Source organism: Kitasatospora sp. NPDC101176, from assembly GCF_044768035.1.
Classification (GTDB): Bacteria; Actinomycetota; Actinomycetes; order Streptomycetales; family Streptomycetaceae; genus Kitasatospora.
In genome coordinates this window covers 1-19,921 of sequence record NZ_JBIWPA010000011.1, presented here as the reverse complement: position 1 = coordinate 19,921, position 19,921 = coordinate 1, and the positions used below count along the sequence as shown (strand labels likewise).

Sequence of the window (19,921 nt, the reverse complement as noted above, 5' to 3'; positions counted from 1 at the left end):
GGTGGGATTGGGTGACGAGCGGGGAACCGGGGCCGGCCGGCGGTCGGGTGGCCGCGCGGCCGGCCCCGGGCGGGGGGCGGGTCAGCCCCGGGCGGCGCCGAGCAGCGCCTGGACGGTGCGGGAGGGGCTGGGCCGGCCGAGCCGCTCGGCCATCCAGCCGCTGGTGGCGACCAGCGCGCGCAGGTCGACGCCGGTCCGGACGCCGAGCCCGTGCAGCATCCACACGAGGTCCTCGGTGGCCAGGTTGCCGGTGGCGCTCTTGGCGTACGGGCAGCCGCCCAGTCCGCCGGCCGAGGCGTCCACCGTGGTGACGCCCTCGCGCAGCGCCGCCAGGGTGTTGCTGAGGGCCTGGCCGTAGGTGTCGTGGAAGTGCACGGCGAGCCGCCCGACCGGCACCCCGGCGCGGGCGAAGCCGGCCAGCAGGGCGCCGACCTGCCCCGGGGTGGCCACGCCGATGGTGTCGCCGAGGCTCAGCTCGGTGCAGCCCATCTCCAGCAGCTGCACCCCGAAGCGGACCACCTGGTCGACCGGGACGGGGCCCTCCCACGGGTCGCCGAAGCACATCGAGAGGTAGCCGCGGACGGCCACGCCGGCCTCGGCGGCCCGTGCCACGACGGGGCGGAACATCGCCATGGCCTCGTCCGCCGAGCGGTTGAGGTTGCGGCGGGCGAAGGTCTCGGTGGCGCTGGCGAACACGGCGATGTCGGCGGCGTGGTGGGCGAGCGCGCGGTCCAGCCCGCGCTCGTTGGGCACCAGGACGGGCAGCCGCAGGCCGGGGTGGCGCCCGGGCAGGCCGGCCAGCCGGGGCACCAGCTCCTCGGCGTCGGCCAGCTGCGGCACCCACTTCGGGTGCACGAAGCTGGTGGCCTCGACGGTGCGCAGCCCGGCGGCCGCGAGCCGGGCGATGAACTCCGCCTTGACCTCGACGGGCACCAGGGCGCCCTCGTTCTGCAGTCCGTCGCGCGGTCCGACCTCGTGGATCCGGACCTCCTCGGGCAGGCCGGGGGCGCGGACGGGGTCGGGCAGCCCCAGGTCGAGCGCGTCGGGCTCGCGGGCGGGGGCGGTCACGACCGCACCCCGGCGGGCGCGGGGGCGGCCTGCCCGTCGGTGTCCCGGCCGTCGGCGTCGTCCTCGGCCGGGGCGACCACGACCAGCAGGTCCTCCATCGCGACGGTGGCGCCGGCGGCGACCCGGAGGTCGGCCACCACGCCGTCGTGCGGGGCGGCGATCACGTGTTCCATCTTCATGGCCTCCAGCACGAGCAGGGGCTGGCCCTTGCGGACCGTCTCGCCCGCCGTGGTCTTGACGACGGTGACGGTCCCGGGCATCGGGGCGGTCAGGGCGCCGTGGTGGGCGGCGGCCCCGGCGGCGTTCTCGGCGACCGGGTCGTGGGGGTGCAGCGGCCAGGCGTCGCCCTCCACGCCGAGCCAGGTCACCGGACCGGCGGCGAGGCCGGGGGAGGCGTCGACGGCCAGCGCGAACGCGGTCCGCAGGCCGTCGACGGTCAGGTGCAGCCGGTCGCCGGTCAGGGTCGCGCGGGCGCGGTGGACGGGGCCGGCGTCGAGCCGGAGCTCCACCTCGCGGGTGACCTCGGCGGGATTGTCAGTGGCATCGGCTACGTTGCCCGCAGTGATCGGACGGACGCACACCGACACCGGGTCCTGGCCGGGGGTGCGGAGTCGGTGGGTGGTCCAGGCGGGGGTGCCGCCCAGGCGCCAGCCGGAGGGGAGGGAGAACGGGTCGGTCCAGCCGCCGGGGTCGGCGGCGGGGGTGAGGTCGAGGTGCCGCGCCAGCGCGGCCGCGTAGTAGAGGAGGTGGGCGGATGTCGGAGCGCCGGAGGGATGCGGGCCGGTCGCCCCCGTGCCGTCGCCGTTGCCGGCCTCCTCGGCCGGGTGCCCGGGGTCGGCCGCGTTCGCCGGCGAGTACGGCGAGGCGAGCAGTCCGGGCTGCTGCCGGGCCGTCTGCTCCACCAGTCCGGTGTCCAGTCGGCCGGCGGCGACGTCGGGGTGGGCGAGCAGTCGGCGCAGGAAGCCCGTGTTGGTGGTGACGCCCAGGATCCGGGTGTCGGCCAGCGCGGCGCGCAGCCGGCGCAGCGCGGTCGGGCGGTCGGGCCCGTACGCGATGACCTTGGCGAGCATGGGGTCGTAGGCGCTGGTGACGACGGATCCGGGGGCGACCCCGGAGTCGACGCGGACGCCCTCGCCGCGGGGCTCGTCCAGGACGAGGATGCGACCGCCGGTGGGCAGGAAGTCCCGCTCCGGGTCCTCGGCGCAGATCCGGGCCTCGATGGCGTGGCCCAGGAAGGAGACGTCGGACTGACCGAAGGAGAGCCGCTCTCCGGCGGCGATCCGCAGCTGCCACTCGACCAGGTCGAGTCGGGCCGCGTCCTCGCCGACGGCGACGGCGAGCTCGGTGACGGGGTGTTCCACCTGGAGACGGGTGTTCATCTCCATGAAGAAGAAGTCCCGTACCCCGTCGGTGGTGGCGGAGGCGGGGTCGGCCGGGTCGATGCCGGGGACGATGAACTCCACGGTGCCGGCCCCGGTGTAGCCGCAGGACTCCGCGGCGCGGACGGCCGCGGCGCCCATCGCGGCACGCGTCTCGGCGTTGAGCAGGACGGAGGGAGCCTCTTCGATCAGTTTCTGGTGGCGGCGCTGGAGGCTGCACTCGCGCTCGCCGAGGTGGACGGTGGTGCCGTGGGCGTCGGCCAGCACCTGCACCTCGATGTGGCGCGGCCGGTCGACCCAGCGCTCCAGCAGCAGGGTGTCGTCACCGAAGGCCGTCCGGGCGACGCGGCGGGCGGCGGCGATCTCGGTGGGCAGGTCGGCGGGGTCCCGCACCAGGCGCATGCCCTTGCCGCCGCCGCCGGCGGACGGCTTGAGCAGGACGGGGTAGCCGATCCCGTCGGCGGCGGCGACGAGCTCGTCGTCGGTGGGCGCGGTGGCCTCGCTGCCGGGGACCACCGGGACGCCGGCGGCGCGGACGGCCTCCTTGGCGTTGATCTTGTCGCCCATCAGTTCCACCGCACCGGGAGGAGGTCCGATGAAGACGAGGCCGGCGTCGGCGCAGGCGCGGGCGAAGCCGGCGTTCTCGGCGAGGAAGCCGTAGCCGGGGTGGACGGCCTGGGCGCCGGTGCGGCGGGCGGCGGCGAGGATCTGGTCGGTGCGCAGGTAGGTCTCGGCCGCGGAGCTGTCGCTGCGGTCGGCGGGGCCGAGCCGCACCGCGACGTCCGCCTCGCGGACGTGCGGGGCGTCGGCGTCGGCGTCGCTGAACACGGCAACCGAGCGCACGCCGAGCCGCCGCAGGGTGCGGATCACCCGGAGGGCGATCTCACCGCGGTTGGCGACCAGAACTGTGTCGAACATGGGAGGCGTTCCTCCGGGTCGAGGGGGCCGTACGAAGAGAGGTGGCGGGCGGGGCGGGCGCCCCGGCCCGGGCGGTGCGTCGGCACCGCCCGGTCACGCCCGCGGAAGCGGGGTCACGGTCGGACGGGAGGGGTCGGAACCCGCGGGGGCGGGGTCACATCCGGAAGACGCCGTACGGGCCGGGCTGCGGGAGCGGGGCGTTGGCGCAGGCGGTGAGCGCGAGGCCGACGACGGTGCGGGTGTCCATCGGGTCGATCACGCCGTCGTCCCAGAGCCGGGCGGTGGCGTAGTAGGCGCTGCCCTGGCGCTCGTACTGCTCGCGGACGGGGCGCTTGAACTCCTCCTCCGCCTTGGTCGGCCACTGCTCGCCGTGCGCCTCCAGCTGGTCGCGGCGGACGGTGGCGAGGACGGACGCCGCCTGCTCGCCGCCCATCACGGAGATCTTGGCGCCCGGCCACATCCACAGGAAGCGGGGTGAGTAGGCCCGTCCGCACATCGAGTAGTTGCCGGCTCCGTACGAGCCGCCGATCACCACCGTCAGCTTCGGGACGCGGGTGCAGGCGACGGCGTTGACCATCTTGGCGCCGTGCTTGGCGATGCCGCCCGCCTCGTACTGCCGGCCGACCATGAACCCGGTGATGTTCTGCAGGAAGAGGAGGGGGATGCCGCGCTGGTCGCACAGCTCGATGAAGTGGGCGCCCTTGACGGCCGACTCGGAGAACAGCACGCCGTTGTTGGCGACGATGCCGACGGGGTGGCCGTGGATCCGGGCGAAGCCGGTGACCAGGGTCGAACCGTACTCGGCCTTGAACTCGGCGAACCGGCTGCCGTCGACCAGGCGGGCGATCACCTCGCGCACGTCGTAGGGGGTGCGCGGGTCGACCGGGACGGCCCCGTACAGCCCGGCCGGGTCGACGGCCGGCGGCTCGACGGGGGCGAGCGGCCACGGCGCGGCCGAGCGCGGGCCGAGCCCGGCCACGATCGTGCGGACGATGGAGAGCGCGTGGGCGTCGTCCTCGGCGAGGTGGTCCGTGACGCCGGAGGTGCGGGAGTGGAGCTCGCCGCCCCCCAGCTCCTCGGCGGTGACCACCTCGCCGGTGGCGGCCTTCACCAGCGGGGGCCCGCCCAGGAAGATGGTGCCCTGGTTGCGGACGATCACGGCCTGGTCGCTCATCGCCGGGACGTACGCGCCGCCGGCCGTGCAGGAGCCGAGCACGGCGGCGATCTGCGGGATGCCCGCGGCGGAGAGCCGGGCCTGGTTGTAGAAGATCCGGCCGAAGTGGTCGCGGTCCGGGAAGACCTCGTCCTGCATGGGGAGGAAGGCGCCGCCCGAGTCCACCAGGTAGACGCAGGGCAGCCGGTTCTCCAGCGCGACCTCCTGGGCGCGCAGGTGCTTCTTCACCGTCATCGGGTAGTAGGTGCCGCCCTTGACGGTGGCGTCGTTGGCGACCACCACCACCTCGCGTCCGGCGACCCGGCCGATGCCGGCGATCACCCCGGCCGCGGGCGCCGCCCCGTCGTACATGCCGTCGGCGGCCAGCGGGGCCAGCTCCAGGAAGGGCGAGGCCGGGTCGAGCAGGGTGTCCACCCGGTCGCGGGGGAGGAGCTTGCCCCGGGAGGTGTGCCGGGCGCGGGCCTTGGCGCCGCCGCCGAGGGCGGCCGTGTCGAGCTTGTCGCGCAGCTCGGCGACGAGGGCCCGGTGCGCCTCGGTGTTGGCCAGGTAGGCCGCGGAGCCCGGGTCAGCGGAGGTGCCGAGCCGGGGTGCGGGGGCCGCGGCCCCCGGCGGTGCGGCGGACGGCGCCGCGGTGCCGTTCGCCGTGCTGAGCTGGACTCCGGCGGGTGTGCCGGCGGTGGAGATGACCATTCCCAAGAGCTCCCTTGCCCTCGGCGCCTGGTGGGCGGCCGGGTGCGGTACGCCCATGAGTCACACGTTAATTAACGTTAACTTACGCGCCCAGGTTAACGGCCGATAACCCGACTGTCTACGATGGGCAGCATGCCGAACGTCCCCGCAGCCTCCGCGCTCCCACGCCGCGACCAGATCCGCCGGGAGGCCGCGCGGCTGTTCGCCGCCCGGGGCTTCCTCGGAGTGGGCGTGGACGAGATCGGCAAGGCGGTCGGCATCAGCGGCCCCGGGCTCTACCGCCACTTCGCCGGGAAGGACGCGATGCTGGCCGACCTGCTGATCGGCATCAGTGAGCGCCTGCTGGAGGAGGGGCGCCGCCGGGCCGGGGGCGGTGACGGTCCGGCCGCCGCACTCGACGCCCTGATCGGCGGCCACGTCGAGTTCGCCCTCGACGACCGCGACCTGATCACCCTGCACGACCGCGAGCTGCTGAACCTCAAGGAGGAGGACCGGCGCAGCGTCCGCCGCCTCCAGCGCGGCTACGTCGAGCTCTGGGTGGACGTGGTCCGGCAGGCCTATCCGCAGCTGGCGGGCCCGAGCGCCGAGCCGGTGGCCCGGGCCGCCGTCCACGCCGTCTTCGGACTGATCAACTCGACCCCGCACAGCCTCGCCCCGAACCCGGCCCAGGGCGAGCGGGTCGGCCTCCAGCGCGACGGCATGGCCTCCCTGCTGCACGCCCTGGCCCACGGCGCCTTCGCCGCGGCGGCCGGCTCCGTCGCGGCCGAGGCGGCTCCGGACGCGGCTCCGGACGCCTGAGGCCGGCACCGGCACGCCCCGCGGACCCCGACCTGCACCCCTGGTCCGCGCCCGCCGCGCGCCCGCCGCCGCGCGTCCCTGATCCGCGTCCCTGATCCGTGCCCCGGCCCCGCCCGGCGCCCCCGGCCCGGGTCCTAGGTCCAAAGGACGGCGCCCACCGGCCCGCGGCCGCTGGGCGTCCGCCGGGCCGTCCGCGACCCTGGAGGCAGGCGGGGGTGGCGTGCCGTGCGGGTCCGATCGGGAATCACCGCAGGGCGCGGGCTGTTTGCCAGACCGCCGGACCGGACGATCCGGGCTGTCCCGGCCCACTCCCACCCCACCCCGGTGGGAGAACGCCGTGGCGGCCACCCGACGAAATGGTTAGCATCCCTAAATATGCCTGAGACTCACGGATCCACGGTGGAGCAGTCCCCGAGCGGCCCACCGGTTCCCGGCGCCGGCCGGCAGGACACCGGCGCCGGCCCGCAGACCGGTCGGGGCCCGCAGAACGCCCCGGGCCCGCAGGGCGGCGGGAGCCCGGAGACGACCGGCTGGCTCCGCCGGCTGGTCGGCTACTGCTGGCACTCCCGCCGGAGCGTGCTGCTCGCGTTCGGCGCCTCGCTGGTGGGCATGGCCGTCACCTCGCTGGTGCCGCTGGTCACCAAGCTGATCATCGACGACGTCATCACCACGCACACCCGCTCGCTGGCCCCCTGGGCCCTGGTGCTGCTGCTCGCCGCGGTCGTGGTCTTCGGCTGCACCCAGGTCCGTCGCTACTACGGCGGTCAGCTGGCCCTCGACGTCCAGCACGACATGCGCAGCGACCTCTTCCGCTCGCTCGGCCGACTCGACGGCCACCGCCAGGACCGCCTGGACACCGGCCAGGTCATCGGGCGCGCGACCTCGGACCTCCAGCTGATCAACGGCCTGCTCTCGATGCTGCCGATGATGACCGGTTACCTGCTGATGTTCGTCATGTCGCTGGCCGTGATGGTCTGGCTCTCCCCGCCGCTCACCCTGATCGCCCTGGTGATGGCGCCCGCGCTGTGGTGGGTCTCCTCCCTCAGCCGCAAGCGGCTGTTCCCCGCCACCTGGGCCGCCCAGCAGGAGGCGGCGGCCGTGGCGGGCGTGGTGGACGGCGCCATCGGCGGCGTCCGGGTGGTCAAGGGCTTCGGTCAGGAGGCCCAGGAGCTCGACAAACTGGAGCTGGCGTCCCGCAACCTGTTCGCCGCCCGCCTCCGGTCGATCCGGCTCAACGCCCGCTACAACCCGGCGATGCAGGCGATCCCGGCGCTCGCGCAGGTCGCGGTGCTGGCCTTCGGCGGCTGGCTGGCCGTCGACGGCCGGGTCTCGCTCGGCACCTTCGTCGCCTTCTCGGCCTACGTCGCGCAGATGACCGGTCCGGTGCGGATGCTCACCGCGGTCATCACGATCGGCCAGCAGGCCAGGGCCGGCGTGGAGCGCGTGCTGCAGCTGATCGACGACCGTCCGCTGGTGCAGGAGCGCCCGGACGCGCTGACCCTCGACCTCACCCGTTCCGGCCGGGACGGCGGGGCCGCAGAGGCCTCGCCCGACGCCGCCGTCACCCCCGGTTCCCCGGCCGGCTCCGCCGGCCCGCGCACGCCGGACGTCGCCCTGGAGTTCGACCAGGTCGAGTTCCGCTACGACCCGGAGCACCCCGCCCCCGTGCTGCACGGCCTCAGCCTGCGGCTGGCCCCGGGCGAGACCCTCGCGCTGGTCGGCGCCTCGGGCTCCGGCAAGTCGACGGTGGCGCAGCTGGTGCCCCGCTTCTACGACCCGGCGGCCGGCGCCGTCCGGATCTACGGGCACGACCTGCGCGACCTCACCCTGGACTCGGTCCGCGCGGCGGTCGGGATCGTCCCCGAGGAGAGCTTCCTCTTCTCCGAGTCGGTCCGCACCAACATCGCCTACGGCCGCCCGGACGCCACCGACGAGCAGGTCGTCGCGGCCGCGCGCGCCGCCCAGGCCGACGAGTTCGTCCGCGAGCTGCCGGACGGTTACGAGACCAGGGTCGGCGAGCAGGGTCTGACCCTCTCCGGCGGCCAGCGCCAGCGCATCGCACTGGCCCGGGCGATCCTCACCGACCCCCGGATCCTGCTGCTGGACGACGCCACCTCGGCGGTGGACCCGCAGATCGAGGCGGAGATCCACGACGCGCTGCGCTCGGTGATGACCGGCCGCACGACGCTGCTGATCGCGCACCGGCGGTCGACGCTCCAGCTCGCCGACCGGATCGCCGTCCTGGATCACGGCCGGCTCCTGGACATCGGCACGCACGAGGAGCTCGACGCCCGATGTCCCCAGTACCGGGCGCTGATCACCGACCACGAGGCGGGCCGCGCCTCCCGGCGGCCGCAGGCGGAGCCCGCACCCGGGCAGCCGTCCGAACAGCACGCCGGGCAGCATTCCGGGCAGCAGGCTCCCGACGACGCGACGGACCCGACCGCGGACCGGGCCCCCGACCACGCCCCTGACCAGGCCCCTGACCAGACCCTCGACGGGCCCCCCGGGCGGACGGCCGGCCAGACCGCCGCGCCGGAGCGCGGACCGGCGGTCCCCGCCCTCCCCACCCCCGCCCTGGTCAAGGCGGCCCGCACCGCCAACCCCGACCTGCTGGCCACGGTCGCCGCGCTCCCGCCGGCCACCGACACCCCGGCCATCCCCCGGTCCGAGGCCGAGGCCGGCGACCCGGACTTCACCCTCCGCCGGATGCTGCGCCCCTTCCGGGCCCCGCTGGCCCTCGCCCTGCTGCTCGTCGCGCTGGACGCCGGCGCGGCCCTGGTGCTGCCGGTGCTGATCCGGCACGGCATCGACCAGGGCGTCAGCAAGGCCCTGATGTCCGGGGTCGCCGTCGCCGCGCTTGCCGCGCTCGTCGTGGTGCTGCTGGACTGGCTGGTGCAGAGCGCCGAGAACCGGGTCAGCGGACGGACCGGCGAGCGGGTGCTCTACTCGCTCCGGCTCAAGATCTTCGCCCACCTGAACCGGCTCGGCCTGGACTACTACGAGCGCGAGCTGTCCGGTCGGATCATGACCCGGATGACCACCGACCTGGACTCGCTGACCTCGTTCCTGCAGACCGGCGTCGTCACCGCCGTGGTCAGCCTGCTGACCTTCGCCGGGATCTTCGCCGCGCTGCTGATCATCGACGCCGGCCTGGCCCTGGTGGTCTTCGCGGTGCTGCCGCTGCTGGTGATCGCCACGCTGGTGTTCCGCAAGAAGTCCAAGGACCAGTACGAGCTCTCCCGGGACCTCATCAGCACCGTCAACGCCGACCTGCAGGAGAACGTGGCCGGCATGCGGATCGTCCAGGCCTTCCGCCGCCTGGACGCCAACACCGACCGCTTCGTCGCCCGGGGGGAGGCCTACCGCGAGGCCCGGGTCCGTGCGCAGCTCTACATCTCGCTGTACTTCCCGTTCGTCCAGTTCCTCTCCAGCGTGGCCGCCGCGCTGGTGCTGATCGTGGGCGCCGCCCGGGTCGACGCCGGGACGCTGACGGTCGGCGCGCTGGTCGCGTACCTGTTGTACATCGACCTGTTCTTCGCGCCGGTCAACCAGCTGTCCCAGGTGTTCGACGGTTACCAGCAGGCCTCGGTGGGCCTCGGCCGGATCCGGGAGCTGCTGCGCACCCCGACCACCACCGTGCAGTCCGCCGACCCCGTACCGGTCCCCGAGGGGCTGCGCGGGGAGATCTCCTTCGAGGGCGTCAGCTTCGCCTACAACGGCGGGGCGGACGGCGCGCCGGACGTGCTGACCGGTGTGGACCTGCACATCCCGGCCGGGCAGACGGTGGCGCTGGTGGGTGAGACCGGCGCCGGGAAGTCGACGCTGGTGAAGCTGGTCGCCCGGTTCTACGACGCGACGGCCGGCACCGTCCGGGTCGACGGGGTCGACCTCACCCGCTACGACCTGGCGCAGTACCGGCACCGGCTCGGCGTGGTGCCGCAGGAGGCGTACCTGTTCGCCGGCACGGTGCGCGAGGCCATCGCGTACGGCCGGCCGCAGGCCTCGCCGGCCGAGGTGGAGACGGCGGCCCGGGCGGTCGGCGCGCACGACATGATCCTCAAGCTGTCCGGCGGCTACGACCACGAGGTCGCGGGCCGCGGGCGCAACCTCTCGGCGGGCCAGCGCCAGCTGATCGCGCTGGCGAGGGCCGAACTGGTGGACCCGGACATCCTCCTGCTGGACGAGGCGACCGCGGCCCTGGACCTGGCCACCGAGGCGGCGGTCAACCACGCAGCCGACCGGCTCAGCGGCGGCCGCACCACCCTGGTGATCGCCCACCGGCTGACCGCCGCCGAGCGCGCCGACCGGGTCGTCGTGCTGGACCACGGCCGGGTGGTCGAGGACGGGACCCACGCCGAACTGCTGGCCAGGGGCGGCACCTACGCCCGGCTGTGGGAGGCCTTCATCGCCGACGGCCACCCGGTGGCCGAGGCCGTCCCGGCCGGGTAGGTCCCCGGGCCGGGTCGCCCGGAGCAGCGTGGGCCGGAGTCCGACCGGACTCCGGCCACCCTCCCCGTCCGGCCACCCTCCCCGTCCGGCCTCCCGCCCCGGCCGGGCGGCCTCCGGTCGGGGCGTTCGGAGCGGCGGTGCCTGCGAGGGGCGACGGCCGCCCCGGCGTCAGGCGGCGATCAGCGAGGTCAACAGGCCCGAGGCGTCGATGCCGTGCGGAAGCTCGCTCACCTGTCCGTCCCCGACCTCGACCACCCGCCAGCCGGAGCCGTCGGCCCGGTAGGCGAGGTCGGTGGTGACGAAGCGGCAGCCGAGCGTCCGGACCAGCGCCTGGACGCCGTCGAGGTCGGGTTCGACGGTGTGGCGGGGCCCGTCGGGGTGCGGTCCGACCAGGACGGGCTCGCCGTCCAGCCACCACACCCGCGCCTCCGCGGCCCGTCCGGCCCCGTCGCCCCGGCCGTGGGCGCCATCGCCGGTTCCGTCGGCCCCCGTTCCGTCGGCCCCCGTTCCGGCACCGCCCGGCGCGGCCGCCCCGGGGCCGCCGACCCCCCGCCCGGCGTCCGGGAGGCCGGCGAACCGCTCGAACCGCCGCAGCACCACCCCGCCGGCCAGGAACTCGCCCTGCAGCTCGACGAACCGGGCCACCACCCGGCCGACGGCCGCCAGGTCGGCCAACTCCGGGACGTAGCAGGCCTCGTGCCACTCGTGCTTGCGGGACTTCACGTAGTCCTTGACGATCGCCGGCCCGCTGCCGCCGAGCCGGGCCGCCGCGGCCGCCAGCTCCTCCGCCGCTGGCGCCGCCCCGGCGGTCGGGATCCACGTACTGGGCGGGGTCGCCCCCTCGAACACGCCGTACCAGCCGGGCAGTTCGTGGGCCGTCGCGTAGCCGGCCGCGCTGGTCAGCAGGTGTCCGCCGCGTGCGGTGAGCGCGGCGGAGAACTCGGCGTAACGGGCCGAGGGCAGCATCCAGCCCCGGTACCAGAGCGGGCCGCTGCCGCGCGGCACCCGTAGGACGGCCTCCTCGGCCCGTCCGGCGAGCAGCGCGTCGTGGTCGACCAGGTGGTGCTCGCCGCCCGACTCCCGCAACAGCCGCGCCTCCCAGGCGAAGTGCGGGTCGGGTCGGCGCGGGTTGAGCGGGTCGGCGGGGAGGAGGATCGCGGGTACGGGCATGGCCGTCAGGGTACGGCCGGAGCCCGCCCGTGTCGGCGGCTTTCACTCCGGCGAATTCGGCTCGACGGCCCGGGGCCGCGCTGCCAGAGTGATCCGATGCGAAACCTGCTGCGATCCCGCAAGCGCGTTCCCCGACAGGCCGCCCGCACCGTCGTCCTGGACGAGGGAGGCTCGGTCTTCCTGCTGCGTTCGGACAACGACGAGGTGGGCGTGCACTGGACGATGCCCGGCGGCGGACTGGACACCGGCGAGAGCCCGTGGACCGGCGCGCGGCGCGAGCTCTGGGAGGAGACCGGCTGGACCGACCTCGAACCCGGCCCGTTGCTCTGCACCTGGGAGCACGACTTCACCTGGCACGGCACCCCGGTCCGCCAGCACGAGCACATCTACCTGACCACCGGTCCGCACCGCGGGCCGGTCGGCGACGTCAGCGCCGTGCACGCCGAGGACCGGATCCTGGACTGGCGCTGGTGGACCCCGGCCGACCTGGCCGACGAGAACGCCGACGCGCTCTGGCCGCCCCGACTGCCGGAGCTGTTGGACGCCGTCCGTTCGGGCTGGGCGGTGGACGGACGGCCCCCGGTGCCCGTCGACCTCGGCTACGTGCCGAACGCCCCGGACGTCCGCTGACGACGACCGGATGCTGACGACCGCCCGCTGACGCTCAGCCACCGACGGCCGGCCGCGATCCGCCACGCACGACCCCGCCGCACATCACCCGCGGCACATCACCCGCCGACCGCAGGGCTCCCGTGCGGGCGGCCGTCGTCCCGTCGGCCCTACGGCCGCCCGCCGCGCCGGGCCCGCCCGCCCGGTCCGGCCTCCCAGCCGTGCAGGTCCAACTCCCGGTCGTGCAGCGCGGCGGGGTTCATCAGCACCGTCAGCTGCGCGCCGGCCAGTTGCTCGAAGGTGAGCCCGGTGGCGGCCAGCAGCCGGTCGGTCGGCACCGAGACGGCGATGGCGGGCCGCCAGGACGGCAGCACGACGAGGCTGGTGCCGCGGCCGAGCCGGACGGTGTCGGCCGCCACCCGGACCGGAGCCCGCTCCTCGGGGCGGCCGACGGCCTCGGGCTGGAGGGGGCTGCCACTGATCAGGATGCCCAGCGGGGTCTCGCCGCGCGCCGCCCCGGGGTCGGCGGCCGGCCACTGCTCCACGGTCCGGCCGGCATCGGCGGGTTCACCCGTACGGGGGAGGACCACCCGGCCGTCCCCGTCCTGGAGGCCGGCCGGGGCCGCCGGTTCGGCCGGGCCGACGGCGGCCGGTCCGGCCGGGGCGCTCTCCGGGTGCATCCGCCGCAGCCGGCGGGACGGGGAGGGCCGCCGCGACCCGAAGCCCCGCAGGTCCTCGCGGGCGGCCCGCAGGACGGGCACGTCGGTCTCGTCCGCGGTCGGGGCGGTCGTGAGGGGGAACCGGGTGTACCCGGTGGTCCCGGTGCCGCTCGCGCGCTCCGGACCCGCGGGGACCGCCGCGCTCCCCGGGTCGGCCGCGCCGAGGCCGCCGTGCACACCGTCCGTCCGGTCCCGACCGCCGGGGCCGCCCGCGGCACGGACCAGACCGTCCAGACCGTCCACGCCGTCTGAGCCGCCCGCGGGGCGCCCCCGGCCGACGCCGTCGGACTCCTCGGCCCGGCCCGCGCCGTCCCCGCCGAGCAGGGCCCGTACCTCCGCGACCGGCCGACGGCACGCGGCCGCCAGTTCGGAGACCGAGCGCCCCTGCGCGTGCGCGGCCCGCAGCCGTTCGGCGAGCGCCGCCCGCAGCCGTGACGTGGTCGGATCGTCCGTCGCGGCGTCCTCGTCGGCGGGGCGGCCGTCCAGCGGTGCGTCCTGCGAGCCGCGGGGCCGGGGCACCGAGTCGGGTCGCGCGCCGCCGGGGTGGCACGGGTCGCCGGCCGGACCGCTGGGGGAGGCCCCCGGGGCGCCGGCCGGGCCGGCCTCGGCGGCCGTCGTGACGGCGCAGCGCCCGGCGTGCGGTGCCGGCGTTCCGGCGCCGTCCGCGGGCGGGCCGGGCGGCGTCGGATCGGTTGCGGTGGGGTGGAGCGAGGTCATCGGCACGGGCCCTTCGGCGGACGGTCCCGACGATCCTCCCGCACCGCGCGATCAGCTCCAAGCGTCATTTCCGCGGTCGCGCGCGCGGACCGGGCCCGCCCCTACCCGGTGTGCCGGCTCAAGTGCCGGGCGCGACGAAACCCTTGAGGTCGCTGAGCACCGCGTTCGCCGCCAGGACGCCGAGCCCCAGGAACCAGGTCTCGTCCGAAACCGGTCGGGCCTGACCGGACTTGACCGCACCGAGGGTCTTCCAGAGCGCGCCGCCGAGCACCGTGTCCTGGTTGGTGGCGGTGGGGGTGCCGTAGACGCCGTAGAAGATCCAGTCGGCGTCGGCCTTGTCGATCTGCTCCGGGCTGACCTCCACCGCGAGTTCCTCGACCTGTTCGATCGGGGGCTGCGGCAGCGGCACGTCGGCGAGGACGGTGCCGATGAAGGACAGCCCGGCGTACAGCCGGGTGCGGCCCGGCATGAAGCGCAGCGGGGTGACGGTCGGCCGCTTGCCGCCGAGTCCGGCGCCGACCGCGGTGGCGGCCGCCTGGTAGGCGTCGAGCTGCGCACCGGCCTCCGCCTCCAGACCGAAGGCGCTGGCGTTGAGCCGGAAGTTCTGCTTCCAGGGGTAGCCCGGGCGCAGCGAGAAGACGGTCGGCGCGATCTTGGACAGTTGCGCGTACTGGTCCTGGGCGCGCAGCCGGCTGCCGAGGATCAGGTCGGGTTTGAGCGCGGCGATCGCCTCCAGGTTGAGGCTGTTGATGGTGCCGACCGCGGCGGGGGCGCCGGCCCTGTCCTTGAGGTAGGAGGGCAGCGACTTGGAACCGTCGGTGTGGACGACGCCGACCGGCTGGATGCCGAGCGAGACGACGTTGTCGAGCTCGCCGGTGTCCAGAACGACCACCCGGGTGGGCCGGGCGGGGACGACGGTCTCGCCCATCGCGTGCCGGACGGTGCGCGGGTAGACGCCGGGGGCGGCGTCGGTGCCGAAGCCCTTCATCTTCTCGATCACGGTGGCGTAGTCGTCGCCGCCCTGCTTCACCGACTTCTGGTCGGGCGGGGAGCCGCCGGTGCCCGGGGTCGACCCCCCGGAGGCGCCGGGGCCGCCGCTGCCGCCGGGTCCGCCGCAGGCGGTGAGGAGCCCGCCGAGGCCGAGCACCGCTCCGCCGGCGACGGCGGTGGACAGGAACCGGCGGCGGGACGGGGTGCGGGGACCTACCGGGGCGGGGCCGACGCGGGCCGGGTCGCCGGGGGCGGGGGCGCCGGAGGTGAGGTCGCCGGAGGTGGGGGCCACGCGACGCTCCTTCGAGATCGAGGTTAGGTTAGGCAAACCTACTACGTGCCCAAACCTCAACGTACGTGCATAAAATCACCAAGAGTTGGTCTGCTCAACCTTCTGCATCCGCACTAGAGTGCGCTGGTGCGTGATCAGCAGCTCTCAGAGCACGGAAGCAGCGGCCGGGCAATGGCGCCCGGCGCTCCGCAGGGCACCCCGGTCAGTGGTGCCAGTGGTGGAGTCCCCGACCGGGGGACGGCGGGGGGAGCGGGGGACAAGGGCCTGTCGGGCAACTCGGTGGGCCTGCTGAGCAGCGTGGTCCTGGGCGTCTCGACGGTCGCCCCGGTCTACTGCCTGACCGCGACGCTCGGGCCGACCGTCACCGCGGTCGGCGTCCAGATGCCCGCGGTGTTCCTGGCCGGTTTCCTGCCGATGCTGCTCGTCGCGTTCGCCTACAAGGAGCTGAACAAGGACTTCCCGGACTGCGGCACGTCCTTCACCTGGACGGTCAAGGCCTTCGGCCCCCGGGTCGGCTGGATGGCCGGCTGGGGCCTGACCGTCGCGACGATCATCGTGCTCTCCAACCTGGCCGGGGTCGCCACCGACTTCCTCTACCTGATGCTCGGCGAGATGACCGGCAGCAGCCGGGTCGCCGACCTCGACCAGAACCAGGCCGTCCACCTGCTCACCGTGGTCCTGCTGATCGGCGGCGCCACCGCGATGAGCTACCGGGGGATGACGGCCACCCGGTGGTTCCAGTACGGCCTGGTCGGGCTCCAGCTCGCCGTGCTGGTGCTCTTCTCGGTCATCGCCATCGGCAAGGCCGCCGCAGGCGAGCTCCCCGACTCGATCGGCTTCTCCGCCTCCTGGCTCAACCCGCTGGAGGTCGGCTCCTTCAGCGCCTTCACCGCCGGCCTGTCCCTGTCGATCTTCATGTACTGGGGCTGGGACACCTGCCTCACCATGAACGAGGAGACCCTCGGCAGTTCCAGGACGCCGGGCCGTGCGGCGATGACCTCCATGGTCACCCTGGTCGGCTCCTACCTCCTGGTGGCGATCGCCGCACAGATGTTCGCGGGCGTCGGCTCCACCGGCCCCGGCCTGGGCAATCCGGAGACCTCCGACAACGTCTTCGCCGCGCTCGCCCGCCCGGTGCTCGGGTCGCCCTGGAGCGTCCTGCTCTTCCTGGCCGTGGTCGCGAGCGCGGCCGCCAGCCTGCAGACCACCTTCATCCCGGTGGCCCGCACGCTGCTCGCGATGAGCGCCTACCGCGCCGTGCCGCCGCGCTTCGGCGCCGTCCACCCGCGCTTCCGCACCCCCGGCTACGCCACCGCCGCGGCCGGCGCCGCCACCGCGGTCTTCTACGTCGGCATGAGCCTGATCAGCGAGGACGTGGTCGAGGACACCATCCTGGCGCTCGGTCTGATGATCTGCTTCTACTACGCGCTGACCGCATTCGCCTGCGTCTGGTACTTCCGCCGCTCGCTGCGCAACGGCCCGCGCGACCTCTTCCTCAAGGGCGTCGCCCCACTGCTCGGCGGCGTGCTGCTGAGCGGGGTCTTCCTGCAGACCCTCACCGACGCCTGGGACCCGGAGTACGGCAGCGGAGCGGTCCTCGGCATCGGCTCGGTGTTCGTCATCGGCGTCGGCATCCTGCTGCTCGGCGCGGCGCTGATGACCGGCTACGGCCTGGTCCGGCCGGAGTTCTTCCGCGGCGAGACGCTGCGCCGGGACACCCCCGCGCTGGTCGTCGAGGACTGAAACGGGCGCCGGGCGCCGGTGGCCGGCGGTCGATCGCCGGATCGACCGACCGGCCACGCCGGCGGACCGTCGACGCTATCCTCGAGCACATGAAGCTTCACGCGGGCCTGAGCTGGTGGCCGTCCTAGGACGGCCACCCCTCACACCTGACCCAGGGCCGTCCGGATCGGACGGCCCTGTCGTGTTTCCCCACGGGACGGGCTCCCGCCCCCGGACGGCCGCCACCACCGCCGCACCGAGGAGAAACCCGATGACCACCACCGCGACCGCGACCGGCCCCGCCGGCGCCGCCACCACCGCGACCTTCACCGCCGACCCGGGCACCGACCGGGTCCTCACCGGCGACCGCCCCACCGGCCCGCTCCACCTCGGCCACTACTTCGGCACCCTGCGCAACCGCGTCCGGCTCCAGGAACAGGGCGTCGAGATGTTCGTCGTGGTCGCCGACTACCAGGTCATCACCGACCGGGACGTCGCCGACCGGCTCGCCGAGCACACCGAGGACCTCGTCCTCGACTACCTCGCGGCCGGCCTCGACCCGGACCGCGCCACGATCTTCGCGCACAGCGCCGTCCCCGCCCTCAACCAGCTGCTGCTCCCCTTCCTCAGCCTGGTCAGCGTCGCCGAACTCAACCGCAACCCCACCGTCAAGGAGGAGATCGCCCACTCCCGCCAGTCCGCCGTCAACGGGCTGATGTTCACCTACCCGGTCCACCAGGCCGCCGACATCCTCTTCTGCAAGGCGAACCTCGTGCCGGTCGGCCAGGACCAGCTGCCGCACCTCGAGGTCGCCCGCACCGTCGCCCGGCGCTTCAACGAGCGCTACCCGAACAGCGGCGGCGAACCCGTCTTCCCCCAGCCCCGGGCGCTGCTCTCCGACGCCCCGCTGCTGCTCGGCACCGACGGCGGCAAGATGAGCAAGAGCCGCGGCAACTCCGTCGCCCTCGGCGCCACCGAGGACGAGACCGCCCGCATCGTCCGAGCTGCCAGGACCGACGCCGACCGGCGGATCTCCTACGACCCGGCCGCACGCCCCGAGGTCTCCGGCCTCGTCCTGCTCGCCGCCCTCTGCCAGGACCGCGCACCCGAGGAGATCGCCGCCGAGATCGGGGACGGCGGAGCCGCCGCCCTCAAGCGCACCGTCACCGACTCCGTCAACGAGTGCCTCCGCCCGCTCCGGGCCCGCCGCGCCGAACTCGCCGCTGACCGCGCCCACCTGCGCCGGGTCCTGCGCGACGGCGCCGAGCGCGCCAACGCCATCGCCGACGCCACCCTCGCCGAGGTCAGGTCGGTGATGGGATCGGTGTGACGCGGACGGGGCATACCAGTTCCGGCGGAACCGGCCGGAACTGAGGCCGCATCACCCCGCCGACCGCGTCGCCCCGCGCCCCTGGAAGGATTCCGGTCATGGACCAGCAGCCGACCTCGCCCGCACGAGGGCTGACCCGACCGCCCCACCTGCGCCCCGGGGACCACGTCGCCGTGGTCGCCCCCAGCGGGCCGATCGACCCCGAGCGGCTCGCCGCCGGGGCCGGGATCCTGCGCTCCTGGGGGCTGCGGGTGACGGTCGCCCCGCACGTGCTCGACACCCACCCCTCCCTCGGGTACCTCGCCGGCGCGGACGCCGACCGCGCCGCCGACCTCCAGCAGGCCTGGCTCGACCCCACCGTCGACGCCGTCATGTGCGCCCGCGGCGGCTACGGCGTCCACCGCATGGTCGACCTGCTCGACTGGGACGCCATGCGCCGCGTCCCGCCCAAGGCGTTCATCGGCTTCAGCGACGTCTCCTCGCTGCACGAGGCGTTCGCCCAGCGCCTCGGGCTCGCCACCCTCTACGGTCCGCTGGCCTCCGGCTCCGCCTTCGTGACCGACGGACCGACCGCCGAACACCTGCGCCGCACCCTCTTCGAACCCGACTCGACCACGCTGCTCACCTCCGCCACCGCCACCGCCCTCGTCCCGGGCGTGGCCCGGGGCGTCACCGCCGGCGGCTGCACGCACGTGCTGGCGGCCGAACGCGGCACCCCGGGAGCGCGGCCGTCCTTCGCCGGCACCATCCTGATCCTGGAGGACGTCAACGAGCACCCCTACCAGCTCGACCGGATCCTCACCCAGTTCCTGCGCTCCGGCGCCCTCGACGGCGTCGCCGGCATCGCGCTCGGCTCCTGGGAGGGCTGCGGCCGACCGGACCGGGTCCGCTCCGTCATGCTCGACCGGCTCGGCCCGCTCGGCGTCCCCGTCCTGTGGGAACTCGGATTCGGCCACTGCCCGTCCTCGCTGACCGTGCCGCTCGGAGTCCCCGCCCTCCTGGACGCCGACGCCGGCACGCTGACCATGGCCGTTCCCGCGCTCGCCGGCCGGGCCTGAGGCGGACCGCGAGGCGGTGACCCGGTGAGCCGGGGTGAGTAGGGTGCGCGCATGAGTGTGAACGGGGACAGCCTCACCGCCCTCGCCCTCGGCCTCCTGCAGGGCCCGGGCAGCAACGCCCGGACGATCCTCGGGCTCGTCGGCCCGCCCGCGGCCGGCAAGTCCACGCTGGCCCGGCACCTGGTCGCCGAGGTCGAACGCGTCGAAGGCCCCGGCAGCGCCGCATACGTCCCGCTCGACGGCTTCCACCTCTCCGGCGCCCAACTGCGGCGCCTCGGCCTGACGCACCGCAAGGGCGCGCCGGAGACCTTCGACGCCCACGGCTACGTCGCCCTGCTGCACCGCATCGCCGGGGACCGCTTCCGGGACGTCTACGTCCCCGACTTCGACCGCACCCTCGACGAACCCGTCGCCGCCCGGCACGTCGTCCGCCCGCACACCCGCCTCGTCATCACCGAGGGCAACTACCTCGCCTCCACCGACGCCCCGTGGCCGGAGGCCCGCCGCCTGCTGCGCGAGCTCTGGTACGTCGACACCGACGACGCCCTGCGCGAGGAACGTCTGCTCCGCCGCCACCGGGACATCGGGCGCGACGAGGCCACCGCCCGCGACTGGGTCGCCGGCAACGACCACCCCAACGGCGAGTACGTGAAGACGGGGCGCCCGCGCTGCACCCGGACGGTCACCGGCAGTGGTTTGCCCGCGGCGCCGAACAGGGGTAGTGTTCCCTAGTCGCTCGGCAGGGAGCACCGGACACGCATCGGCGCGGACGGTCCCGGGGCGGCCAATCCTTCGAAACACCACTTCCCGGCTCGGGCTGGGTCGCGCTTTGTCG

At 74.9% G+C, this 19,921-nt stretch carries 13 protein-coding genes; 7 read left to right on the top strand and 6 right to left on the bottom strand.

Going from position 1 to position 19,921, the window contains the following annotated elements:
- Positions 1–81: 81 nt before the first annotated feature.
- The 3 genes from ACIRS1_RS17495 to ACIRS1_RS17485 form a co-directional block, all read right to left on the bottom strand.
- A complete protein-coding gene (locus ACIRS1_RS17495) occupies positions 82–1,068 on the bottom strand; it encodes a hydroxymethylglutaryl-CoA lyase (protein WP_402840514.1) in 987 nt (328 codons plus the stop codon).
- On the bottom strand, positions 1,065–3,365 hold the full coding sequence (locus tag ACIRS1_RS17490) for an acetyl/propionyl/methylcrotonyl-CoA carboxylase subunit alpha (protein ID WP_402840511.1): 2,301 nt from the start codon (positions 3,363–3,365) through the stop codon (positions 1,065–1,067). The genes ACIRS1_RS17495 and ACIRS1_RS17490 overlap by 4 nt, the downstream gene beginning before the upstream one ends.
- Before the next feature lie 154 nt (positions 3,366–3,519).
- Positions 3,520–5,229, bottom strand: a complete 1,710-nt coding sequence (locus ACIRS1_RS17485; RefSeq protein WP_402840508.1) for a carboxyl transferase domain-containing protein — start codon at positions 5,227–5,229, stop codon at positions 3,520–3,522.
- A 132-nt stretch (positions 5,230–5,361) separates the two neighbouring features.
- Here ACIRS1_RS17485 and ACIRS1_RS17480 point away from each other — a divergent pair, with 132 nt between their 5' ends.
- Together ACIRS1_RS17480 and ACIRS1_RS17475 are read left to right on the top strand one after the other, a co-directional pair.
- Complete coding sequence (locus tag ACIRS1_RS17480) at positions 5,362–6,027, top strand: TetR/AcrR family transcriptional regulator (protein ID WP_402840505.1); 666 nt, start codon at positions 5,362–5,364, stop codon at positions 6,025–6,027.
- A 375-nt stretch (positions 6,028–6,402) separates the two neighbouring features.
- The gene (locus ACIRS1_RS17475; RefSeq protein WP_402840502.1) at positions 6,403–10,479 is read left to right on the top strand and encodes an ABC transporter transmembrane domain-containing protein; all 4,077 of its coding nucleotides are present in this window, start codon (positions 6,403–6,405) and stop codon (positions 10,477–10,479) included.
- Between the two features lie 168 nt (positions 10,480–10,647).
- On the opposite strand, the gene ACIRS1_RS17470 is transcribed toward ACIRS1_RS17475, so the two are convergent.
- The gene (locus tag ACIRS1_RS17470; RefSeq protein ID WP_402840500.1) at positions 10,648–11,649 is read right to left on the bottom strand and encodes an ATP-grasp domain-containing protein; all 1,002 of its coding nucleotides are present in this window, start codon (positions 11,647–11,649) and stop codon (positions 10,648–10,650) included.
- Positions 11,650–11,745: 96 nt separating this feature from the next.
- On the opposite strand from ACIRS1_RS17470, the gene ACIRS1_RS17465 reads away from it, so the two are divergent.
- Positions 11,746–12,279 (top strand): NUDIX domain-containing protein, encoded by a 534-nt coding sequence (locus tag ACIRS1_RS17465; RefSeq protein WP_360209251.1) that lies wholly within the window; start codon positions 11,746–11,748, stop codon positions 12,277–12,279.
- Between the two features lie 149 nt (positions 12,280–12,428).
- Here the strand turns inward: ACIRS1_RS17465 and ACIRS1_RS17460 are convergent, their stop codons facing one another.
- Positions 12,429–13,694 carry a hypothetical protein gene (locus tag ACIRS1_RS17460; protein WP_402840497.1) on the bottom strand — a complete coding sequence of 422 codons (1,266 nt, stop codon included), beginning with the start codon at positions 13,692–13,694 and terminating at the stop codon, positions 12,429–12,431.
- Between the two features lie 118 nt (positions 13,695–13,812).
- Entirely contained in the window at positions 13,813–14,868 is a 1,056-nt protein-coding gene (locus tag ACIRS1_RS17455) for an ABC transporter substrate-binding protein (RefSeq protein WP_402840787.1), read from the bottom strand.
- Between the two features lie 279 nt (positions 14,869–15,147).
- Here ACIRS1_RS17455 and ACIRS1_RS17450 point away from each other — a divergent pair, with 279 nt between their 5' ends.
- From ACIRS1_RS17450 to ACIRS1_RS17435, 4 genes are all read left to right on the top strand, one after another.
- Positions 15,148–16,719: an APC family permease gene (locus tag ACIRS1_RS17450; protein ID WP_360209510.1), complete on the top strand. Its 1,572-nt coding sequence runs from the start codon at positions 15,148–15,150 to the stop codon at positions 16,717–16,719.
- Positions 16,720–16,969: 250 nt separating this feature from the next.
- Positions 16,970–18,028: a tryptophan--tRNA ligase gene (gene trpS, locus ACIRS1_RS17445; RefSeq protein ID WP_402840494.1), complete on the top strand. Its 1,059-nt coding sequence runs from the start codon at positions 16,970–16,972 to the stop codon at positions 18,026–18,028.
- A 98-nt stretch (positions 18,029–18,126) separates the two neighbouring features.
- Positions 18,127–19,086, top strand: a complete 960-nt coding sequence (locus ACIRS1_RS17440) for an LD-carboxypeptidase (RefSeq protein ID WP_402840491.1) — start codon at positions 18,127–18,129, stop codon at positions 19,084–19,086.
- Positions 19,087–19,137: 51 nt separating this feature from the next.
- A complete protein-coding gene (locus ACIRS1_RS17435; protein ID WP_402840489.1) occupies positions 19,138–19,818 on the top strand; it encodes a nucleoside/nucleotide kinase family protein in 681 nt (226 codons plus the stop codon).
- Positions 19,819–19,921 lie beyond the last annotated feature (103 nt).